General features: G+C 46.3%; 14 protein-coding genes. 12 read left to right on the top strand and 2 right to left on the bottom strand.

Annotated elements, in window-relative coordinates:
• Window positions 1–49: 49 nt before the first annotated feature.
• The 6 genes from MHH89_RS28075 (at window position 50) to MHH89_RS28100 (ending at window position 7,187) form a co-directional block, all read left to right on the top strand.
• Window positions 50–763, top strand: coding sequence for a metal-dependent hydrolase (locus MHH89_RS28075; protein ID WP_076128159.1), 714 nt, complete (start codon window positions 50–52; stop codon window positions 761–763).
• A gap of 59 nt (window positions 764–822) precedes the next feature.
• Window positions 823–2,634 (top strand): cache domain-containing sensor histidine kinase, encoded by a 1,812-nt coding sequence (locus MHH89_RS28080; protein ID WP_076128157.1) that lies wholly within the window; start codon window positions 823–825, stop codon window positions 2,632–2,634.
• Window positions 2,627–3,826, top strand: a complete 1,200-nt coding sequence (locus tag MHH89_RS28085) for a response regulator transcription factor (RefSeq protein ID WP_076128155.1) — start codon at window positions 2,627–2,629, stop codon at window positions 3,824–3,826. Before MHH89_RS28080 ends, MHH89_RS28085 begins: the two co-directional genes overlap by 8 nt.
• Before the next feature lie 189 nt (window positions 3,827–4,015).
• Window positions 4,016–5,347, top strand: coding sequence for an ABC transporter substrate-binding protein (locus MHH89_RS28090; protein ID WP_076128153.1), 1,332 nt, complete (start codon window positions 4,016–4,018; stop codon window positions 5,345–5,347).
• A 106-nt stretch (window positions 5,348–5,453) separates the two neighbouring features.
• Complete coding sequence (locus tag MHH89_RS28095; RefSeq protein WP_038569153.1) at window positions 5,454–6,329, top strand: carbohydrate ABC transporter permease; 876 nt, start codon at window positions 5,454–5,456, stop codon at window positions 6,327–6,329.
• 30 nt (window positions 6,330–6,359) lie between these two features.
• Window positions 6,360–7,187, top strand: a complete 828-nt coding sequence (locus tag MHH89_RS28100) for a carbohydrate ABC transporter permease (RefSeq protein ID WP_036681776.1) — start codon at window positions 6,360–6,362, stop codon at window positions 7,185–7,187.
• Window positions 7,188–7,277: 90 nt separating this feature from the next.
• Here MHH89_RS28100 and MHH89_RS28105 read toward each other — a convergent pair whose 3' ends face one another.
• Window positions 7,278–8,279, bottom strand: coding sequence for a lipoate--protein ligase (locus MHH89_RS28105; RefSeq protein WP_076128152.1), 1,002 nt, complete (start codon window positions 8,277–8,279; stop codon window positions 7,278–7,280).
• A gap of 227 nt (window positions 8,280–8,506) precedes the next feature.
• Between MHH89_RS28105 and cobD the strand changes: the two genes are divergently transcribed.
• The 4 genes from cobD to MHH89_RS28125 all read left to right on the top strand — a co-directional run bounded on the left by cobD (window position 8,507) and on the right by MHH89_RS28125 (window position 12,160).
• Window positions 8,507–9,595, top strand: coding sequence for a threonine-phosphate decarboxylase CobD (gene cobD, locus MHH89_RS28110; protein ID WP_076280083.1), 1,089 nt, complete (start codon window positions 8,507–8,509; stop codon window positions 9,593–9,595).
• A gap of 129 nt (window positions 9,596–9,724) precedes the next feature.
• Window positions 9,725–10,462 carry an adenosylcobinamide amidohydrolase gene (locus tag MHH89_RS28115; protein ID WP_076218820.1) on the top strand — a complete coding sequence of 246 codons (738 nt, stop codon included), beginning with the start codon at window positions 9,725–9,727 and terminating at the stop codon, window positions 10,460–10,462.
• A 49-nt stretch (window positions 10,463–10,511) separates the two neighbouring features.
• Complete coding sequence (cbiB, locus tag MHH89_RS28120; RefSeq protein WP_076280084.1) at window positions 10,512–11,471, top strand: adenosylcobinamide-phosphate synthase CbiB; 960 nt, start codon at window positions 10,512–10,514, stop codon at window positions 11,469–11,471.
• Between the two features lie 8 nt (window positions 11,472–11,479).
• Window positions 11,480–12,160 carry a histidine phosphatase family protein gene (locus MHH89_RS28125; RefSeq protein WP_076280085.1) on the top strand — a complete coding sequence of 227 codons (681 nt, stop codon included), beginning with the start codon at window positions 11,480–11,482 and terminating at the stop codon, window positions 12,158–12,160.
• A 105-nt stretch (window positions 12,161–12,265) separates the two neighbouring features.
• Here the strand turns inward: MHH89_RS28125 and catA are convergent, their stop codons facing one another.
• A complete protein-coding gene (catA, locus tag MHH89_RS28130) occupies window positions 12,266–12,925 on the bottom strand; it encodes a type A chloramphenicol O-acetyltransferase (RefSeq protein ID WP_076280086.1) in 660 nt (219 codons plus the stop codon).
• Between the two features lie 142 nt (window positions 12,926–13,067).
• On the opposite strand from catA, the gene MHH89_RS28135 reads away from it, so the two are divergent.
• The gene (locus tag MHH89_RS28135; RefSeq protein WP_076128141.1) at window positions 13,068–13,616 is read left to right on the top strand and encodes an AAA family ATPase; all 549 of its coding nucleotides are present in this window, start codon (window positions 13,068–13,070) and stop codon (window positions 13,614–13,616) included.
• 112 nt (window positions 13,617–13,728) lie between these two features.
• Window positions 13,729–15,180, top strand: a complete 1,452-nt coding sequence (gene pdxR, locus MHH89_RS28140) for a MocR-like pyridoxine biosynthesis transcription factor PdxR (protein WP_076277713.1) — start codon at window positions 13,729–13,731, stop codon at window positions 15,178–15,180.

Here is a 15,180-nt window from a genome sequence, read left to right on the forward strand (position 1 = left end):
ACCGCACATTTGTTCTTGTTTTTGCATCTTAGAAAGGAGCGGTTTCACTATGATGGGCAGATCCCATTTAATTATCAGCACCGGGGTTACCCTATCTGTAATGAGTTTGATGGCCCATGAGATTACAATCCCGGTTATTGCCGTCGCCGCATTAAGCTCGCTCCTGCCAGACATTGATGAACCGAATTCGTTACTGGTACGCAAGGCGATTCCTGACTTTCTGCTCAGGGTACTACAGGTTGCTTTGATAGGAGCAGCGATTTATCTTTATTTTGCAGGAATCGTTGAAAGCCCTTGGAATATTGTACTGGCCCTACTTGTGGGGAGTGTGACTTTCCTGCCGGGAAGAAAGCTGCGGCATCTGGTGATGGTACTAATCGCTACTGCGGTATTTGCATACGGAGGGGCATATGACCCTTGGAACTACATAGTAGCTTGTATACTCGTAGTTACATCACTTGTCCCGCATCGTGGATTGACTCATACCTTATATGCTGTTGCAGGCTGGAGCACTTTATTGTATTTTGCTTCATCGGGTATACAGGATGGTGGCAGTCTATGGATTGCAGGCGGCATGTCTTATGCGCTTCATCTATTAGCCGACTCTCTCACCCAAAGGGGAATTACGCCCCTGCCGCCCATTCCATTTAAGCTGCGTCTAAAGCTAATGAGTACAGGCACGAAAAAAGGTGGAGCTGTAGAGAATGTTTTTATCCTGCTGACACTCGCCCTAGTTGTATATGTATTTATACTTTCTCCTTGAGATTTACGGATATGAAGCACATAATGAATTACCGCTAGAACACACAGGAGGCGGCTGTTATGCGGGGGGATTCCTTAGTGAAGTGGTTTGGAAGATTGCAGATTCGTAATAAAATTATCCTTATTTTTATACCTTTGATCATTTTTCCATTGCTTGCTTTAGGCTTGCTCTCAGGGCAGATGTTCAGCCGTTCGATGATCGAAAAGGCTAAGTACAATTTTAAAGATGAATCCAAGCTCATCATGCAGCAAATAGATACGATTGTAAAAAATACGGAGAGTAGTGCTAACATTATAACTACCGACATCCATCGGATGTATGCTGAACGTCCGTTGTTATCCTCGACAGTGGAGCAGACGCGGTTTCGCAATTTAATGCAGAGCCAGCTTTCTATCGATCTGATTATTTTTCCGGATGTTGATTCTGCTGTGTTTGTGGATACGGAAGGCCAGATTTATTCCTCTTACGCCTACGGTAATCCTAACGAGCAGAAGGTATTCACCAGCGATATGCTGGAGAAGGCTAAAGAAAAAGGCAGCTACGGGGTTAACCGTTGGCTTCCCATGGAGCAGAGAGATTATCTGGTTAGTGATCCGGCAGTTCCGGTACTCACACTAAGTAAAGTCGTGTACAATCTTAAAACGGGCAACCTAATAGGTACATTATTTGTGAACGTAAAAGAAGATGCTCTTTCTGCTTTTCTGGAAACCGCTAGAGAAACCTCTTCGGACAAGAAATATTTTATAGTAGACGGAACGCAAAGGACCGTGTCTACACCTGATAAATCAAAGCTTCTACTGAAGCCTGAGGACAGACTGAACGGCAGTCTTAGGAAGACGGGAAGCTCTGTCTCGGAAATTATCGGCAGGGGGAGCGGGCGAGAGCTGGTCACTGTGACGTATTATGATAAGCTGAATTGGAAGCTTGTGAATACCATTTCGCTGCAAAAGTTAACCGCTGATATTCACCGTAATATAACGTTAACTATATTCGTGGGAATTGGATGCCTGTTACTGTCTCTGCTGCTTGCAGGAAAGCTGTCACAGATTATCGTAAATCCGCTTCTTCAGGTGACGAAGGCGATGCGTAAAGTAAGGGAAGGCGATCTGAATGTCACCTCACCAGTGACTACAGAGGATGAGACGGGGTTGATCTCCACCGTATTCAATTCCATGGTTGGTCGTATTCAGGAGCTGATGCGGACGATTACGAATGAACAAGTCCGGAAACGTGAATATGAACTAGCTCTGATTCATGCCCAGATCAAACCACATTTTCTGTACAACACACTGGATACGATTTATGTACTCAACGATTTGGAGCTTAATGAAGCGGCTCGGGATACGACCAAGGCACTGGCAGACTTCTATCGGGTTGTTCTTAGCAAAGGAAACGAGGTTATTCCACTGTCCGAGGAAGTATCAAATGCAGCTGATTATTTGGCTATTATGCAGGTTCGCAACCCCGACGTATTACGTTACGAGATTAATATCCCAAAATCTCTCGAAGGAGTCAAGGTACCCAAATTGTCCCTGCAGCCACTCATAGAGAATGCAATCTACCATGGATTAAAAACAAAGGGTAGTCAGGGGCTTATCTCAATAGAGGCTTATACACACGGAAGAGAAGTTATCATTACCGTGGAGGATAACGGTGTTGGCATGTCCGAGGAACAGGTGTCCCGGATTGTAGAATACCGCTCACGAGAAGGAAAACCGGCATCCATTGGCATTTACAGCGTTCATGAACGGATTAAGCTGTATTTTGGAGAACCATATGGCCTATCGGTGGAAAGTAGACTGGGAAAGGGTACTGTTATGAAAATGACGATTCCCGGAACGGAAGCGCAGGGGGGCAGCATAGATGTATAAAGTGATGGTTGTAGATGACGAGCCGCTGTTTCGTTATTATATGCGGACCAAGCTGGATTGGAGTAAATATGATTTCAGTGTCTGTGGTGAAGCGTCAAATGGCAGAGAAGCGCTGGAAGAAGCGGAACGGACGAAACCTGATTTGGCTTTAGTGGACATTAGCATGCCCTATATGGACGGTATGGAGCTGGTTACCCGGTTACAGGCCAATGCTCCTGATATGCTGATTGTTTTTGTAACAGGGCACAATGAATTTGATTATGCGCAAAAAGCGATTCGCTTAGGTGTACAAGATTATTTATTGAAACCGTTTAACCAGCAAGAGTTTAACGAGATGATGATCAAGGTGAAGCAGCGCCTTCAGTCACATAAAATAGGTGCACGCAAAGCTGGTAAGCCGGAAATAATTGCAGAAGGGACGGCTTCTAGTAAGCTCTTTCCACTCCAAATGGACGAGCAGAATTCCTCTGAAGGGATAGAGGAGTTCTCCTTTCCATCCAAAGAAATCACTCATCTTGGAATTCAGGATGCCATGCTGATGGCGTTAAAGATGGGGGATGGCGATGCAGCGGCGAAGGACATAAGCAAATTAATTGAGATTTTACGACGCCAGAAAGGGGGAGGCAGCTATTCCTTTACTCTTTTAATGAGTATAGTATCCCTTTGCCTTGCCTATGCTGGAGAAAGAGGGATCAATCCGGAAAGTCTCTGGAAACCAGCAGGTTCATCAGAGCAGCGGCTACGGGAGATGGATAACTGGGATGAGACCGAAAGCTGGATAAAAGGCTTGTACAGTAAAGTCATTGATCAAGGTCGTGAGCACCGCCCCTCTAAGTCGTACAATTTATTCATTGCCGCCAAAGAGTACATCCGGGAGCATTATTCCGATTGTGAGCTGACGGTTGACCAGGTAGCGAATGGCGTATATGTAGATACCAGCTATTTACGGAAGGTTTTTCGAAAAGAAGGTGGAATCTCTGTACTTGATTTCATTACCTATACTCGTATGAAGCAGGCCAAGGAACTGCTTGCTGGAGGAAATGTGAGACTGTCTGAAATCGCCGGTAAAGTGGGCTATAATGATCCGAATTATTTCAGTAAATGCTTTAAAAAACACTATGGCATGCCGCCGTCTGAATTTGAGCAGCTGGCTGCCCGTTCCCGCCATATTGGCGTTAATAATGAAATTTAATAAACAAATTTGGTGGCGGCTCTCTGGTGAGGCCGCTTTCATTTTGTCCTGTTTATTACCGATTGTGCCCGATATGGCTCTTTTTGGGTCTTCAAGGCTCAAATATAATAGAAACAGGACGATGAAAACGCTAACAAATAGCGGTTTCAACTAGCTCCACTAAATAGAGCATCAGAAAGGGGATTCATTATGAGCAACAAGCTATTCAGAACACTGGGGGTTGCAACCGTTTTATCCTTAGCTTTCTCACTTACAGCCTGTGGTGGTAACAATGCCGGAAACGGTGGTTCAACCTCTGAAGATTCCAATACGACCGCTGGGAACACCGATAAGAAAATTCAAATAAAAATTTATGCACAGCATTTTGACGAAGATACTTCAAAGCCATTTGATTATGCCGTAGAGGAATTAAAAAAGGAAATGCCGGAGGTGGAGATTGTACTGGATGAGGCTGTTCAAGACGGCTACCAGAAGCTGAAAACATATGCCGCGACTGGGAACATGCCGGATATTTATGAAACAGACTGGCCTACGCTGCAAACCTTCGCCAAATCTAAAAATGTCGAGCTGCTTGATGAATACCAAGCCACCAAAGATTTCAAAGCGAATCTAAACACAGGGAATGAGTCCCGTCTGATTGCCCCAGACGGTCATGTATACGCATTCCCATATACGGGAATTGAATTCCAAATGTTGTTTTACAACAAGGATATCTTTAAAGAGGTAGGCATCGAGATGCCGATCAAGACGATCGATCAGCTGGCTGAAGCGGCTAAGAAGCTTTCTACAGCAGGGTATACACCGCTCTCAATTTTCGCGAAGGAGAAATGGATCACTACTTCTTTTTATAGCGGACTTGTGACTCGTGAGGAGACGAAAGGGTTTGGCCCACTCGAAACGAAGGGAACGACAACTTTGCCTTCGCCTTATGTAACAGCAGCAGAACAAATGAAGAAGCTGGAAGAAGCAGGCTTATTCGACGTCAATGCTACGAATACCAATTATGATCAAGCCTCATCTTTGTTCTACCAAGGAAAAGCTGGCATGTTCGTCAACGGTCAGTGGGAAATCTACAGCAGTGCTGAGAAGCTTGGGGATAAAGTGGATTGGATGTACTGGCCAGCTAAGGACGAAGCGACTTATGAGAACAACAAAATGTACATTAACGGTGCCGGAGGCCCTGGTGGTTTTGCCGTTTCTCCTAGCAGCAAGAATGTTGAGACCGCAGTGAAAGTAGCTAGTTTTATCGCACAAAAATATAGCGAATACAAATATACACAGCTGGGTAGCCCGATCGTAGCGACTAAAGTGGATAAAGAAATGACCGGTGAAGTGCCTGCCATGATGAAAAGAATCGCTGAAGAAGTGCTGCCAAACGTAAAGGGTTACGCCAATGCGGTAAGCAGTGTTCAAATTAAAAATGCACTGGACGACAATACACAAAATATGTTGATCGAAGGATTCTCGGCTAAGCAGTTCACGGATAACATGAACCGAGTGCTGAACAAAGAAAATAAATAATTAGAGAAATAAAATAAATAAAAATTGGTCCATGCCTGCAGCTCACCCGGATCGAGCCCTTATATCGGGTGAGCAGCTTGGTAAGGAAGGAGTGGAATCTTACCGCATGCATAAATACTTAGGTAATAAGAAAGCCATAATGCTGTTTCTGCTTCCCGCTCTGTTGATTTATAGCGTAGTGATTATCTATCCGGTGCTTCAATCCTTTTATCGTAGCTTTTTCGAGTGGGACGGGCTCAGTACGGCTACTTTTAACGGATTGTCCAACTATGTAGAGATGTTTGATGATCCATTGCTTTTGACATCCCTTCGTAACGGCCTTATTTTTGCACTGGTGCTCGCTGTATTTCAGATCGGATTGGGAACCATTCTTGCGCTTGCCTGTGCCGATCCGCGAATCAAAGGGCGTAAGTTATTGAAAACAGCTTATTTTATCCCCGTAGTTCTGTCGGTTACGGTTGTTTGTCAGCTATGGATTGCCATCTACGATCCGAATAACGGATTGATCAATAGGCTTTTTGAAATTTTGCATATTCCTTATCAACAAAACTGGCTCACTTCTCCAACCACATCCATAATTGCGATTGCCTTTGTTAATGCCTGGCAGTTCATGGGTTACCAGTTCAGTCTTTTATATGCGGGGGTTAAATCTGTCCCTGAGCAGTACATGGAAGCTGCCACGATTGACGGTTGCTCCAAATGGATGGCGCATCGTAAGGTGACGATTCCAATGATGAAGGAGACGTTCAAATTCTGTCTGATCATTGCCATTACTTCAGGAATCGGTGCTTTTGTACAAATGTTGATTATGACTAACGGCGGACCGGGAACGAGCAACTATACGCTTACCTTTATGATTTATCGTTATGCTTTCTTGGAAAGCAACTACGGCTATGCCTGTGCGGTATCGGTTGTGCTTGTCCTTCTGTCGCTTCTGGCCACCATTATTATCAACAAGACATTTGACCGAAATGAAGCATAAGGCAGTACGCCGGAAAGGAAAAGGAACGTTATGAAAAAAGTGAGAGCATTGCTCATACAGCTTCCCTTATGGATTTATTTTATCATTTCCATCTATCCGCTATTATGGATGATTTCTTATTCTCTGAAAAATAACGATGAGATTTTTGTCACCAACCCTTTCGGATTTCCGACTAATTTCCGGATTGAAAACTATGTGGCCGCTTGGTCACAGTTCAATATACCGCGATATTTTACGAATAGCTTGGTAGTCTCTACGATTTCAACGCTACTTATTATCATATTATCGCTGATGTTCTCATTCGCAATTTCCCGGCTGCGGTGGAGATTCCGTGAAGGGGTCAGATTGTATATGACGATCGGAATGTTCATGCCGCTGCAGGTAATTATGATTCCACTTGCTATACTCGTGCGGGACTTACATCTGACTAATACCTACGGTGGGCTGATTGTTCCTTATGTCGCCATTGGATTGCCGTTCTCTTGTCTGGTATTCTACGGCTTTATGAAGGGTATCCCTGGGGAGCTGGAGGAATCCGCTTGTATGGACGGCGCGAATGTATACCGGATGTTTCTGCAGATTATTGTGCCGGTTGTAACGCCAGCTGTCGCAACAGTAGCCATTTTTCAATTTCTGAACAACTGGAATGAATTTTTGCTGGCTTATATTCTGATCTCTGATGAGGGGATGAAAACACTGCCGCTGGGTCTATTGTTCTTCCAAGGCCAATACAGCACAGACTGGGGTGGCATGGGGGCGGTTATGACGATGGCGAGTCTGCCAATGGTTATTGTCTATTTGTTCTTTAGTGAGCAGGTAGAACGGGCTATGACAGTTGGATCTGCTGTAAAAGGATAAAGCGAAGAGTATTAATTCATGCAAAAGAGGACTTCTGGCGAATGCGCAGGAGTCCTCTTTTTGATTCAAATCATGACCAGTGAATTCATCCTATTCCTCTAGGAAGACCAATCCGATAAAATCCTCCGGCTCAATACGACCGAAATAATGCTTCAAATCGAGATCAGCTAATGCTTCTCTAACCTCAGCCTCGTCATAACGTTTGCCACGAAGTGCATTTTCAACATCTACTACGTCACCGACTCCGAAGAAGTCACCATAGATTTTGATGTCTTTAATGAGGGAATCTTCAATATCCATCCGAATATCAATAATTCCGGCAGGGAATTTGCGCGTGTGCTTAACGTTGCTTTTTGGTGACAGACCGTAGTTCCAGTCCCAGTTCTGGTAGTGCTCCTTGGAGATCTCATTAATTTTGTCCCAGTCGGCTTGTTGCAGCTTGTACTGAGGAACCTCCGAAGGATCCATGCCAAAGATCGAACGCAGCAGGCCGGCGCGGAACTCCTCGATCGTCATATCTGTACCCAGCAGCTCTTTGATATTCGCTACACGGCTGCGTACGGATTTGGTGCTCTTTGATTTAAACTTCTCTGGATTCACTTTTAGAGAGGCTTGTACATCATCTAAATTAAGATTGAACATCAAGGTACCATGGCTGAACATACGTCCGCGTGTGGAGAACTGAGCGTTACCGGAAATCTTTTGCTCACCAACTTGCAGGTCATTCCGTCCGCTTAGCTCGGCGTTAACACCCATGCTTTGCAGGTAATCGATGACCGGTTGGGTGAATTTCAAAAAGTTATGAAAGGATTGGCCGTCATCCTTGGTAATAAAGCTGAAGTTCAAATTTCCAAGATCGTGATAAACAGCTCCACCGCCGGATAGACGACGTACGACCTGAATATTATTATCTTTTACATACTCTTGGTTAATTTCTTCGATAGTATTCTGGTGTTTCCCTATGATGATGGATGGGCTGTTGATATAAAAAAGCAGGTAACTCTCGTCCATCGGCAAGTGCTTCAGCGCATATTCCTCAATCGCCAAATTGATGGATGCGTCAGTAATCCCTGTGTTATCAATAAAAAGCATAGTGAATTCCTCCGTCGCAGCAAAATTGATTACAACTTTCATTTTAAACCAAAAGCGGTTTTTTAACAAAAGAGATCACATTGTTGAGATTCATGTCGGTTTGAGGGAAGCGGGGGATTTAGCTGATTCCTTCTGCGAAAGCATTGACGTTCTTCCGGCAAAGAGGCAATAATGGTGGCAATGACATACATATCGTGCTAGAGAAAGTAGATAGAGGGAGTGTAATTATGCTTGAAAAATATGGGCATGGCGGTGATTTGTTGACGGCAGCGGAGCTCTATGGAGAAGCTGGGGGCACATTTCTCGACTATAGTGCCAACATCAATCCACTCGGTCCTCCACCGCAAGTTTTGGAGCTGCTCAGAACAGCACTGTCAACGGTGGTGGCATATCCGGACCCTGGACACCGTCGCTTTAAACGCCTACTGGCGGAAAATCTTGGCGTAGATAATAGCTGGTTAACTGTGGGCAACGGAGCAGCGGAATCTATGGCTTTGCTGCTGCTGGCGATAGCTCCGCAAAAGGTTGGCATCGTGGAGCCTTGTTTCTCTGAGTATCGGCAGCTTTCCGTACAATTTGGCGCTGAAGTATTATCGGTTCAGGGGACAAGGGAACAGCATTTTCGCGCTGGAGTGGAGGAGATTGCCGGGCTGTTGGAACAGGTGGAACTGTTATTTCTCGGACAGCCGAATAATCCCAATGGCGTTCAGTATGCTGTGGAGGAACTGCGCTTGTTAGCGCAGAAGGCTGAAAGCTGCGGGACTTATTTGGCTGTGGATGAAGCTTTTATTGACTTTATCCCGGAGTCAGAGCGAAATACACTCCTGCCGGAGCTGGAGCGGTTTCCGCATACGGTTCTGGTGCGGTCGATGACGAAGTTTTATGCGATTCCCGGCTTGCGTCTCGGGTTTGCGATTTCACATCCGAAGCTGGCGAAGGCGATGAGCGGAAAGCAGGTCACCTGGAGTGTGAACGGCTTGGCGCTGCTCGCAGGGGAAGCCTGCCTTACAAGTGGACGTGACTATGAACAGCGTACGCGTGAGCTTATTGCAGCAGAACGCGAAAAACTGCGGCAGGGTCTTATGCAGCTGGGCTGCGATGTCCCACCGGGAGAAGCCAACTTTCTGCTCTGTGGCTTGCCATCACCGTGGAGCGCGGCTGAGTTTCAGACTAGGCTTGGCCGCGTAGGTATACTAGTGCGCAGCTGCGCTATGTATGCAGGGTTAGGTGCTGAGCATATTCGAGTTGCCGTTAAGGGACATGAGGATAATGCCCGCCTTTTGCTGCAGATGGCGGAGATTCTAGCGACTAAGTGACAGGTGCATGTAGTCTTTAATGACTCTATGTGCGGAGCGAGCTGACAGCGCTATTGGTGTGGCATCCTTTCGAGGATGGTTGTAAGTATTCAATGAAAGAAATGAGCGGTGAAAGGAGCGGGATCGGCTATGGTGGAAGTGAAGATTCCATTTAATCTTACAGGGGGAATCAGGGAGTATCGTCCGGCCGTCTGGCCAGGGCTTGCTCTGCAATGGAAGGATAAGCATCTGCTGCTGGAGCTGCCAGCAGAAGCCGATGGTTTATCGAGCGCGTTCTACGGCGGAGGAATGAACCGGCTGCAGCGGGCCGTCAATTTATATGTTGATCGCAATTACGAATGTAGTGATCCTGTCCAGGATATGGAGAATAAGCTGCGCGATTGGGGTTATCCTTTATCCGGCTGTGCTGGTCTGATGACGGCTGTGCCGCTAGAGCATGCAGCGGTAGCTGAAGAGGACACGGGTTCAGCGGGAATATTTGTTTGCGTTACAGCCGCTGCAGGAAATGCTGCGCGCGCAGGTGTGGAACGCAATGTGCTGGCTGTGTATCGGCCGGGTACGATTAACATCATGCTCTGCATTGATGGCCGCCTGACACCGGCGGCCATGGTCAATGCTGTGCAGACAGCTGTCGAAGCCAAAGCTGCTGCGCTGGCAGATCTCGGGATTACCGATCCCGAGAATGGCCTGATCGCAACCGGCACGACTACGGATGCTATTGTACTCGCTGTGAGCCAAAGCGGGCGATACAGCGCCGAGCATGTATATGCCGGAACAGCAACCGATCTTGGAGGCGCTATCGGCCGGCTTGTATATAGCGCTGTGACGGGCAGCCTGCTGTCGGTGCAGGCAAGGAAGGATAGCTAATGAGAATGGATAGCTGGAGAAGTAGAAGCTTGTTCAGAGGTGATTGCTTGTGACAATCGCTTTGGTGTTGCTTGCAGCTTATGTGATTGACCGGATCGTAGGTGATCCGCGTAACCTGCCTCATCCCGTAATTGGTATGGGCAAAGCAATCACGGCTCTGGAGCGGGCGATCCGTCGTTTATGGTCCCGCCCGCAAAGCCTGCGCAGAGCAGGGGTGTTACTTCCGCTATGTGTGGCGGGCGGTGCTTGGGCACTGACAGCCATCCTGCTATGGCTGCTGTCATCTATCTCACCGTGGCTCGTCTGGATAGCCGAGGTTTGGTTGATTTCAACCACGATTGCCTCCAAGGGACTAAAGGATGCAGGAATGGCGGTGTACGTGGAATTGCAGAAGGGCGATATCCCTGCTGCCCGCAAGGCGTTGGGGATGATCGTGGGACGTGATACGACTTCGCTAGACGCCCCGGAAATTGTCCGTGGAACGGTGGAGACCGTAGCAGAAAACATCGTCGATGCGATTATTTCTCCACTTTTCTACACGCTGATTGGCGGTGCACCGCTTGCTATGGCTTATCGGGCGGTCAATACACTCGATTCAATGGTTGGTTATAAGAACGATAAATACCGTGATCTCGGCTGGGCATCTGCCCGGCTCGATGATGTGGCTAACTTTATCCCGGCACGAATTACGGCATTGCTTTTGGCTCTATGTGCAGGGATGCTTCGTCTGGATTGGCGCAGATGCCTGCAAATGGTGAAGCGGGATGCACATCTACATCCAAGCCCTAACAGCGGTTATCCAGAATCAGCTGTGGCTGGCGCACTCGGCATCCGACTCGGAGGCGAAAATATGTATCATGGCGTCGCTTCTTTTCGGGCTTATATGGGTGATCCGGTACGTACGATGGAACCGGATGATATCATCCAGACCTCGCGGATGATGATGCTCTGCTCTTCAATATTTGTAGGTCTATGCGCGGTTGTGGCATGGATATGGATTGGAGGCTGAGCGTCGGTATGGCAATTCCCTCTATAGAGCTTGAGCTAGTGCTTATCAGACACGGGCAGACGAAATGGAATGTTGAGCATCGTTACCTGGGACATACGGATCTTCCATTGCTTCCTGACGCAAGTGAGCGGCTATCCCAACCTCAGCAGCAGATCTGCCTGCAGACTGAGTTATCAGGTGGTTTTTGGCGTGTGTTCTGTTCCGATTTGCTAAGATGTCGGGAGACCTTGGCTTTCGTAGCCCCTTCACTAGAGCAGGACGCTGTTTACGATCAGCGGCTTCGTGAAATGAACTTCGGAGCTTGGGAAGGCTGCACTTATGAGCAGCTGAAAGATAACTCTCTATATAGACGTTGGATTGATGATCCTTCAAAGGTTACACCGCCAGAAGGAGAATCGTGGACAGCATTCGATGCTCGGTTGCGTAGTTTCCTGTTGGACCTAGGTCAAGCTGCTGTGGCTGCATTTGGATGCTGTGCTATCAAGGAGAAAAAAAGTGAGGTTACATCGAATAGAGTATTGGTAGTGACGCATGGGGGTGTAATCAGGAATTTACTTGCACAGTTAGTTCCTGGTCTCACATTCTACAGTGCAGTGGCTCCTTCTCCAGGGAATGTAATGGTACTAAAAATACTCTGGCAGCATGGACAATGGTCAGCTGATAAAGCTCATATTTTGGAAAAAGGATGATTACATGAAAAAAGGGTTCCACGTCATTAGGAAAACCTAATAGGTGGAACCCTTTATGTTTGAACTATCGTTTGCTGTCAGCAGAATAACATGGTTAATTAGATATTAGGTAATAGGTAACCATTCCTTATAGGTATCTGCACGTGATTGTAATTCATTATACAGCATGCTGGCATGGTAACCGTCACACACGGCATGGTGGAATTGCCCCGAGATGGGTAATAGTATTTTTTTGTCTTGCTGAAAATATTTCCCTATCGTAAAGATGGGAAGTAGGTAGGTTCCCTCGTTATACACATTCAGGTTAAAGCTTGTGAAGCTGACCCACGGAATGCTGGAAATAGGGAAGGTGTTCGGTGGTTCGTTTGCTTTAGCGATAAATTGTTTCACGCTTCCGTACATTTTCATATCATCGAGATAACGGTTATAGAAATCATTAAACTGTTCACCGTACGAAGTCCAGATGCTTGAGAAAGTCTTATCATCATCATGGAAAATTGTAAAACTAGGGGACAAGCTATCCCAATAACCTAATCTACCTTCAGAATCAAAACATGTGCGGAATTCACTATGACGGTTCACTACCGTAGTTATCATGTGGATTAGTGCTGGGTACAGCTTAATCCCCTTTAGCTTGAGCTCTGACAGTAGAAGGGTGATATCAATATTTACGGTCATGCTGTAGGTGCATCTGACATTGTTTAAATAATGTTCAAAATAGGGTTTTCTACTCCAGTTATCAATGACAATCGGGTTAAAAATCATTTATTATGACCTCCTAAAATTATTTCATTTTTCATTTTAGGAGGTCTGCTGGACTGATTTCACCATATCCTTATCACAATCCCTTGAGAAAGTATTTTGTAACGATGAGTATACCATCAATTGGAAGGGAGATGCATTTATAATGCTGAGCGAAAAGTTGGTTATTGAAAAATTGCTTCAGCAAAAGCGTACGAGTGTTGCTTCCAGCGTAGTGATGATGTGCGGTGTAGCGGGGTCGGGTAAAACAACCTTTGCTAAAAAGCTGGAAAAAGAGGGATTCGCCAGACTTTCGATAGATGAAGATATTTGGGCCACGCACGGCCGTTTCGGGGTGGATTATCCAGAGGACAATTATGAGTCCTATAAGGAAGAGTCGGAGATAAAGCTGCGGGGGGAGCTGGTGAATCTGCTTCAGGCAAAACATCATGTTGTTATCGATTTCAGCTTCTGGCAACGTCAGAGACGGAACGATTACAAGCAGCTCATTGAGAGTTATGGTGGCGTGTGGGAACTGATTCACTTAAAGGTTCAGCCGGATGAATTGCGTCAGAGACTGCTTATCCGGAGTGAACGTTTTGACGCCAATGCCGCATTTCCGATTACTGAGGACATATTAACCCGGTTTTTAAATGGTTTTGAGATCCCTGCTGGAGAAGGGGAGCTTGTGATTGAGCATAGATCTGTAACTTGATTTTTTTGGCATTTGTCCTCTTATAGAACCACAGCCGGATTAAAATCCCATGGCTGTGGTTCTTTTTTTAAGCGAGTGATTGTGCCATGATAGTCATGGGGGCGATTGAGAGATGTTTAAGGATTTTAAGCTCATAGCCGGACGGCCGGTATATATACAAATTAAAGACTATATGAAGCACTTAATCATAAAAGGCGGTCTGCAAGGCAATCAAAAGCTGCCCTCCACACGAGAGCTCAGCACATTGCTTAAGGTTAGCCGCAACTCCGTAATCTCTGCTTATGCAGGGCTTGAGGATGATGGCTTTGCTTATGCCGTGCAAGGGCAAGGAAGTTATGTTGCTGCTACGCCGCCCGGCAGTGAAACGATCTCTTCCTGGACGATGGACTGGAAGTCACGTCTCAATGATCACGCGGTGCTGGCAGAGGAACTGGATATCATGAAGCGCGGGATTCGAGCGGAGAAGGGGACGATCTCCTTCACCAGCATAGCGCCTGATGAGAGTCTTTTTGATCTGGATAATGTGAAGCGGTCCTTTATGGATCGGATGTCGGTAGAAGGCAACGTTCTGCTAAATTACGGCTATGCCAAAGGGTATAAGCCTTTAATAGACTATTTGAAGCAGTATATGGAGCACAAGGGCGTTGAAATGAAAGGCAAGGATATATTGATCACCAATGGCTTTACTGAAGGGTTCGATATTGTATTGTCTGCTCTGAGTAAAAAAAATGGTTCGGTCATTTGTGAGAATCCGACGCATCATACAGCGATCAAAAATTTGAAGCTGAACGGTTTTGAGATCACCGGGATTTCGATGGAGCGTGATGGGATTGATTTGGCGGAGCTGGAGAAAGCATTGCAACAGCAAGCTTTTGACTGTGCATACTTCGTCCCTTCTTATCATAATCCGACCGGAATTGTAATGTCTCCAGAGAAAAGACAGCGGCTAATGAAGCTGATGAATCGCTACCAAGTCCCGGTGATTGAGGATGGTTTTAACGAGGAATTACGATATTCGGGCTCACATGTGGCTCCACTTATCGCAGCAGCAGGCAGCGGCAACAGCGTGATTTATCTCGGCAGCTTCTCCAAGGTATTATTTCCGGGACTACGTGTAGGTTGGGTGCTGGCGGATCAGGAGTTGATCAATTCCCTCGAAAGCGTCAAGCGCGCCCGTACCATTCATACCTCGACGCTGGATCAATCCATTTTGTATCAGTATTTATTGGGTGGTCATTTAGAGAAGTATTTGAAAAAAGCCAGAGCGGAATACAAACGAAAGTATGAATTAACCCTGCAATGCTGCAAGGATTGTATTCCTTATACGGCGCTGTCAGGGGACGGTGGCCTGCATCTTTTTGTAACCTTCGCGGAGGGCTTTAATACAAGGACGCTGTTGGCGGCCTGTCATGAGCAAGGGGTTATTTTTACAGCAGGAGATATATTCTTCACAGACGGTAAGGGTCAAAATACGATACGGATCGGTTTCTCCAGAGTGACGGATGAGGATATCCGCAAGGGGATCGAGATTATTGGCAGAACAGCTCGACAACTAATGGGATAA

The organism is Paenibacillus sp. FSL H7-0323, from assembly GCF_038002725.1.
GTDB lineage: Bacteria > Bacillota > Bacilli > Paenibacillales > Paenibacillaceae > Paenibacillus_AQ > Paenibacillus_AQ odorifer.

What these genes read in the sequence shown, in the direction of transcription:
- MHH89_RS28075 (WP_076128159.1), top strand. Translation starts at nt 50, where the DNA reads ATGATGGGCAGATCCCATTTAATTATCAGCACCGGGGTTACCCTATCT.
- MHH89_RS28080 (WP_076128157.1), top strand. Translation starts at nt 823, where the DNA reads ATGCGGGGGGATTCCTTAGTGAAGTGGTTTGGAAGATTGCAGATTCGT.
- MHH89_RS28085 (WP_076128155.1), top strand. Translation starts at nt 2,627, where the DNA reads ATGTATAAAGTGATGGTTGTAGATGACGAGCCGCTGTTTCGTTATTAT.
- MHH89_RS28090 (WP_076128153.1), top strand. Translation starts at nt 4,016, where the DNA reads ATGAGCAACAAGCTATTCAGAACACTGGGGGTTGCAACCGTTTTATCC.
- MHH89_RS28095 (WP_038569153.1), top strand. Translation starts at nt 5,454, where the DNA reads ATGCATAAATACTTAGGTAATAAGAAAGCCATAATGCTGTTTCTGCTT.
- MHH89_RS28100 (WP_036681776.1), top strand. Translation starts at nt 6,360, where the DNA reads ATGAAAAAAGTGAGAGCATTGCTCATACAGCTTCCCTTATGGATTTAT.
- MHH89_RS28105 (WP_076128152.1), bottom strand. Translation starts at nt 8,279, where the DNA reads ATGCTTTTTATTGATAACACAGGGATTACTGACGCATCCATCAATTTG.
- cobD (WP_076280083.1), top strand. Translation starts at nt 8,507, where the DNA reads ATGCTTGAAAAATATGGGCATGGCGGTGATTTGTTGACGGCAGCGGAG.
- MHH89_RS28115 (WP_076218820.1), top strand. Translation starts at nt 9,725, where the DNA reads ATGGTGGAAGTGAAGATTCCATTTAATCTTACAGGGGGAATCAGGGAG.
- MHH89_RS28125 (WP_076280085.1), top strand. Translation starts at nt 11,480, where the DNA reads ATGGCAATTCCCTCTATAGAGCTTGAGCTAGTGCTTATCAGACACGGG.
- catA (WP_076280086.1), bottom strand. Translation starts at nt 12,925, where the DNA reads ATGATTTTTAACCCGATTGTCATTGATAACTGGAGTAGAAAACCCTAT.
- MHH89_RS28135 (WP_076128141.1), top strand. Translation starts at nt 13,068, where the DNA reads ATGCTGAGCGAAAAGTTGGTTATTGAAAAATTGCTTCAGCAAAAGCGT.
- pdxR (WP_076277713.1), top strand. Translation starts at nt 13,729, where the DNA reads ATGTTTAAGGATTTTAAGCTCATAGCCGGACGGCCGGTATATATACAA.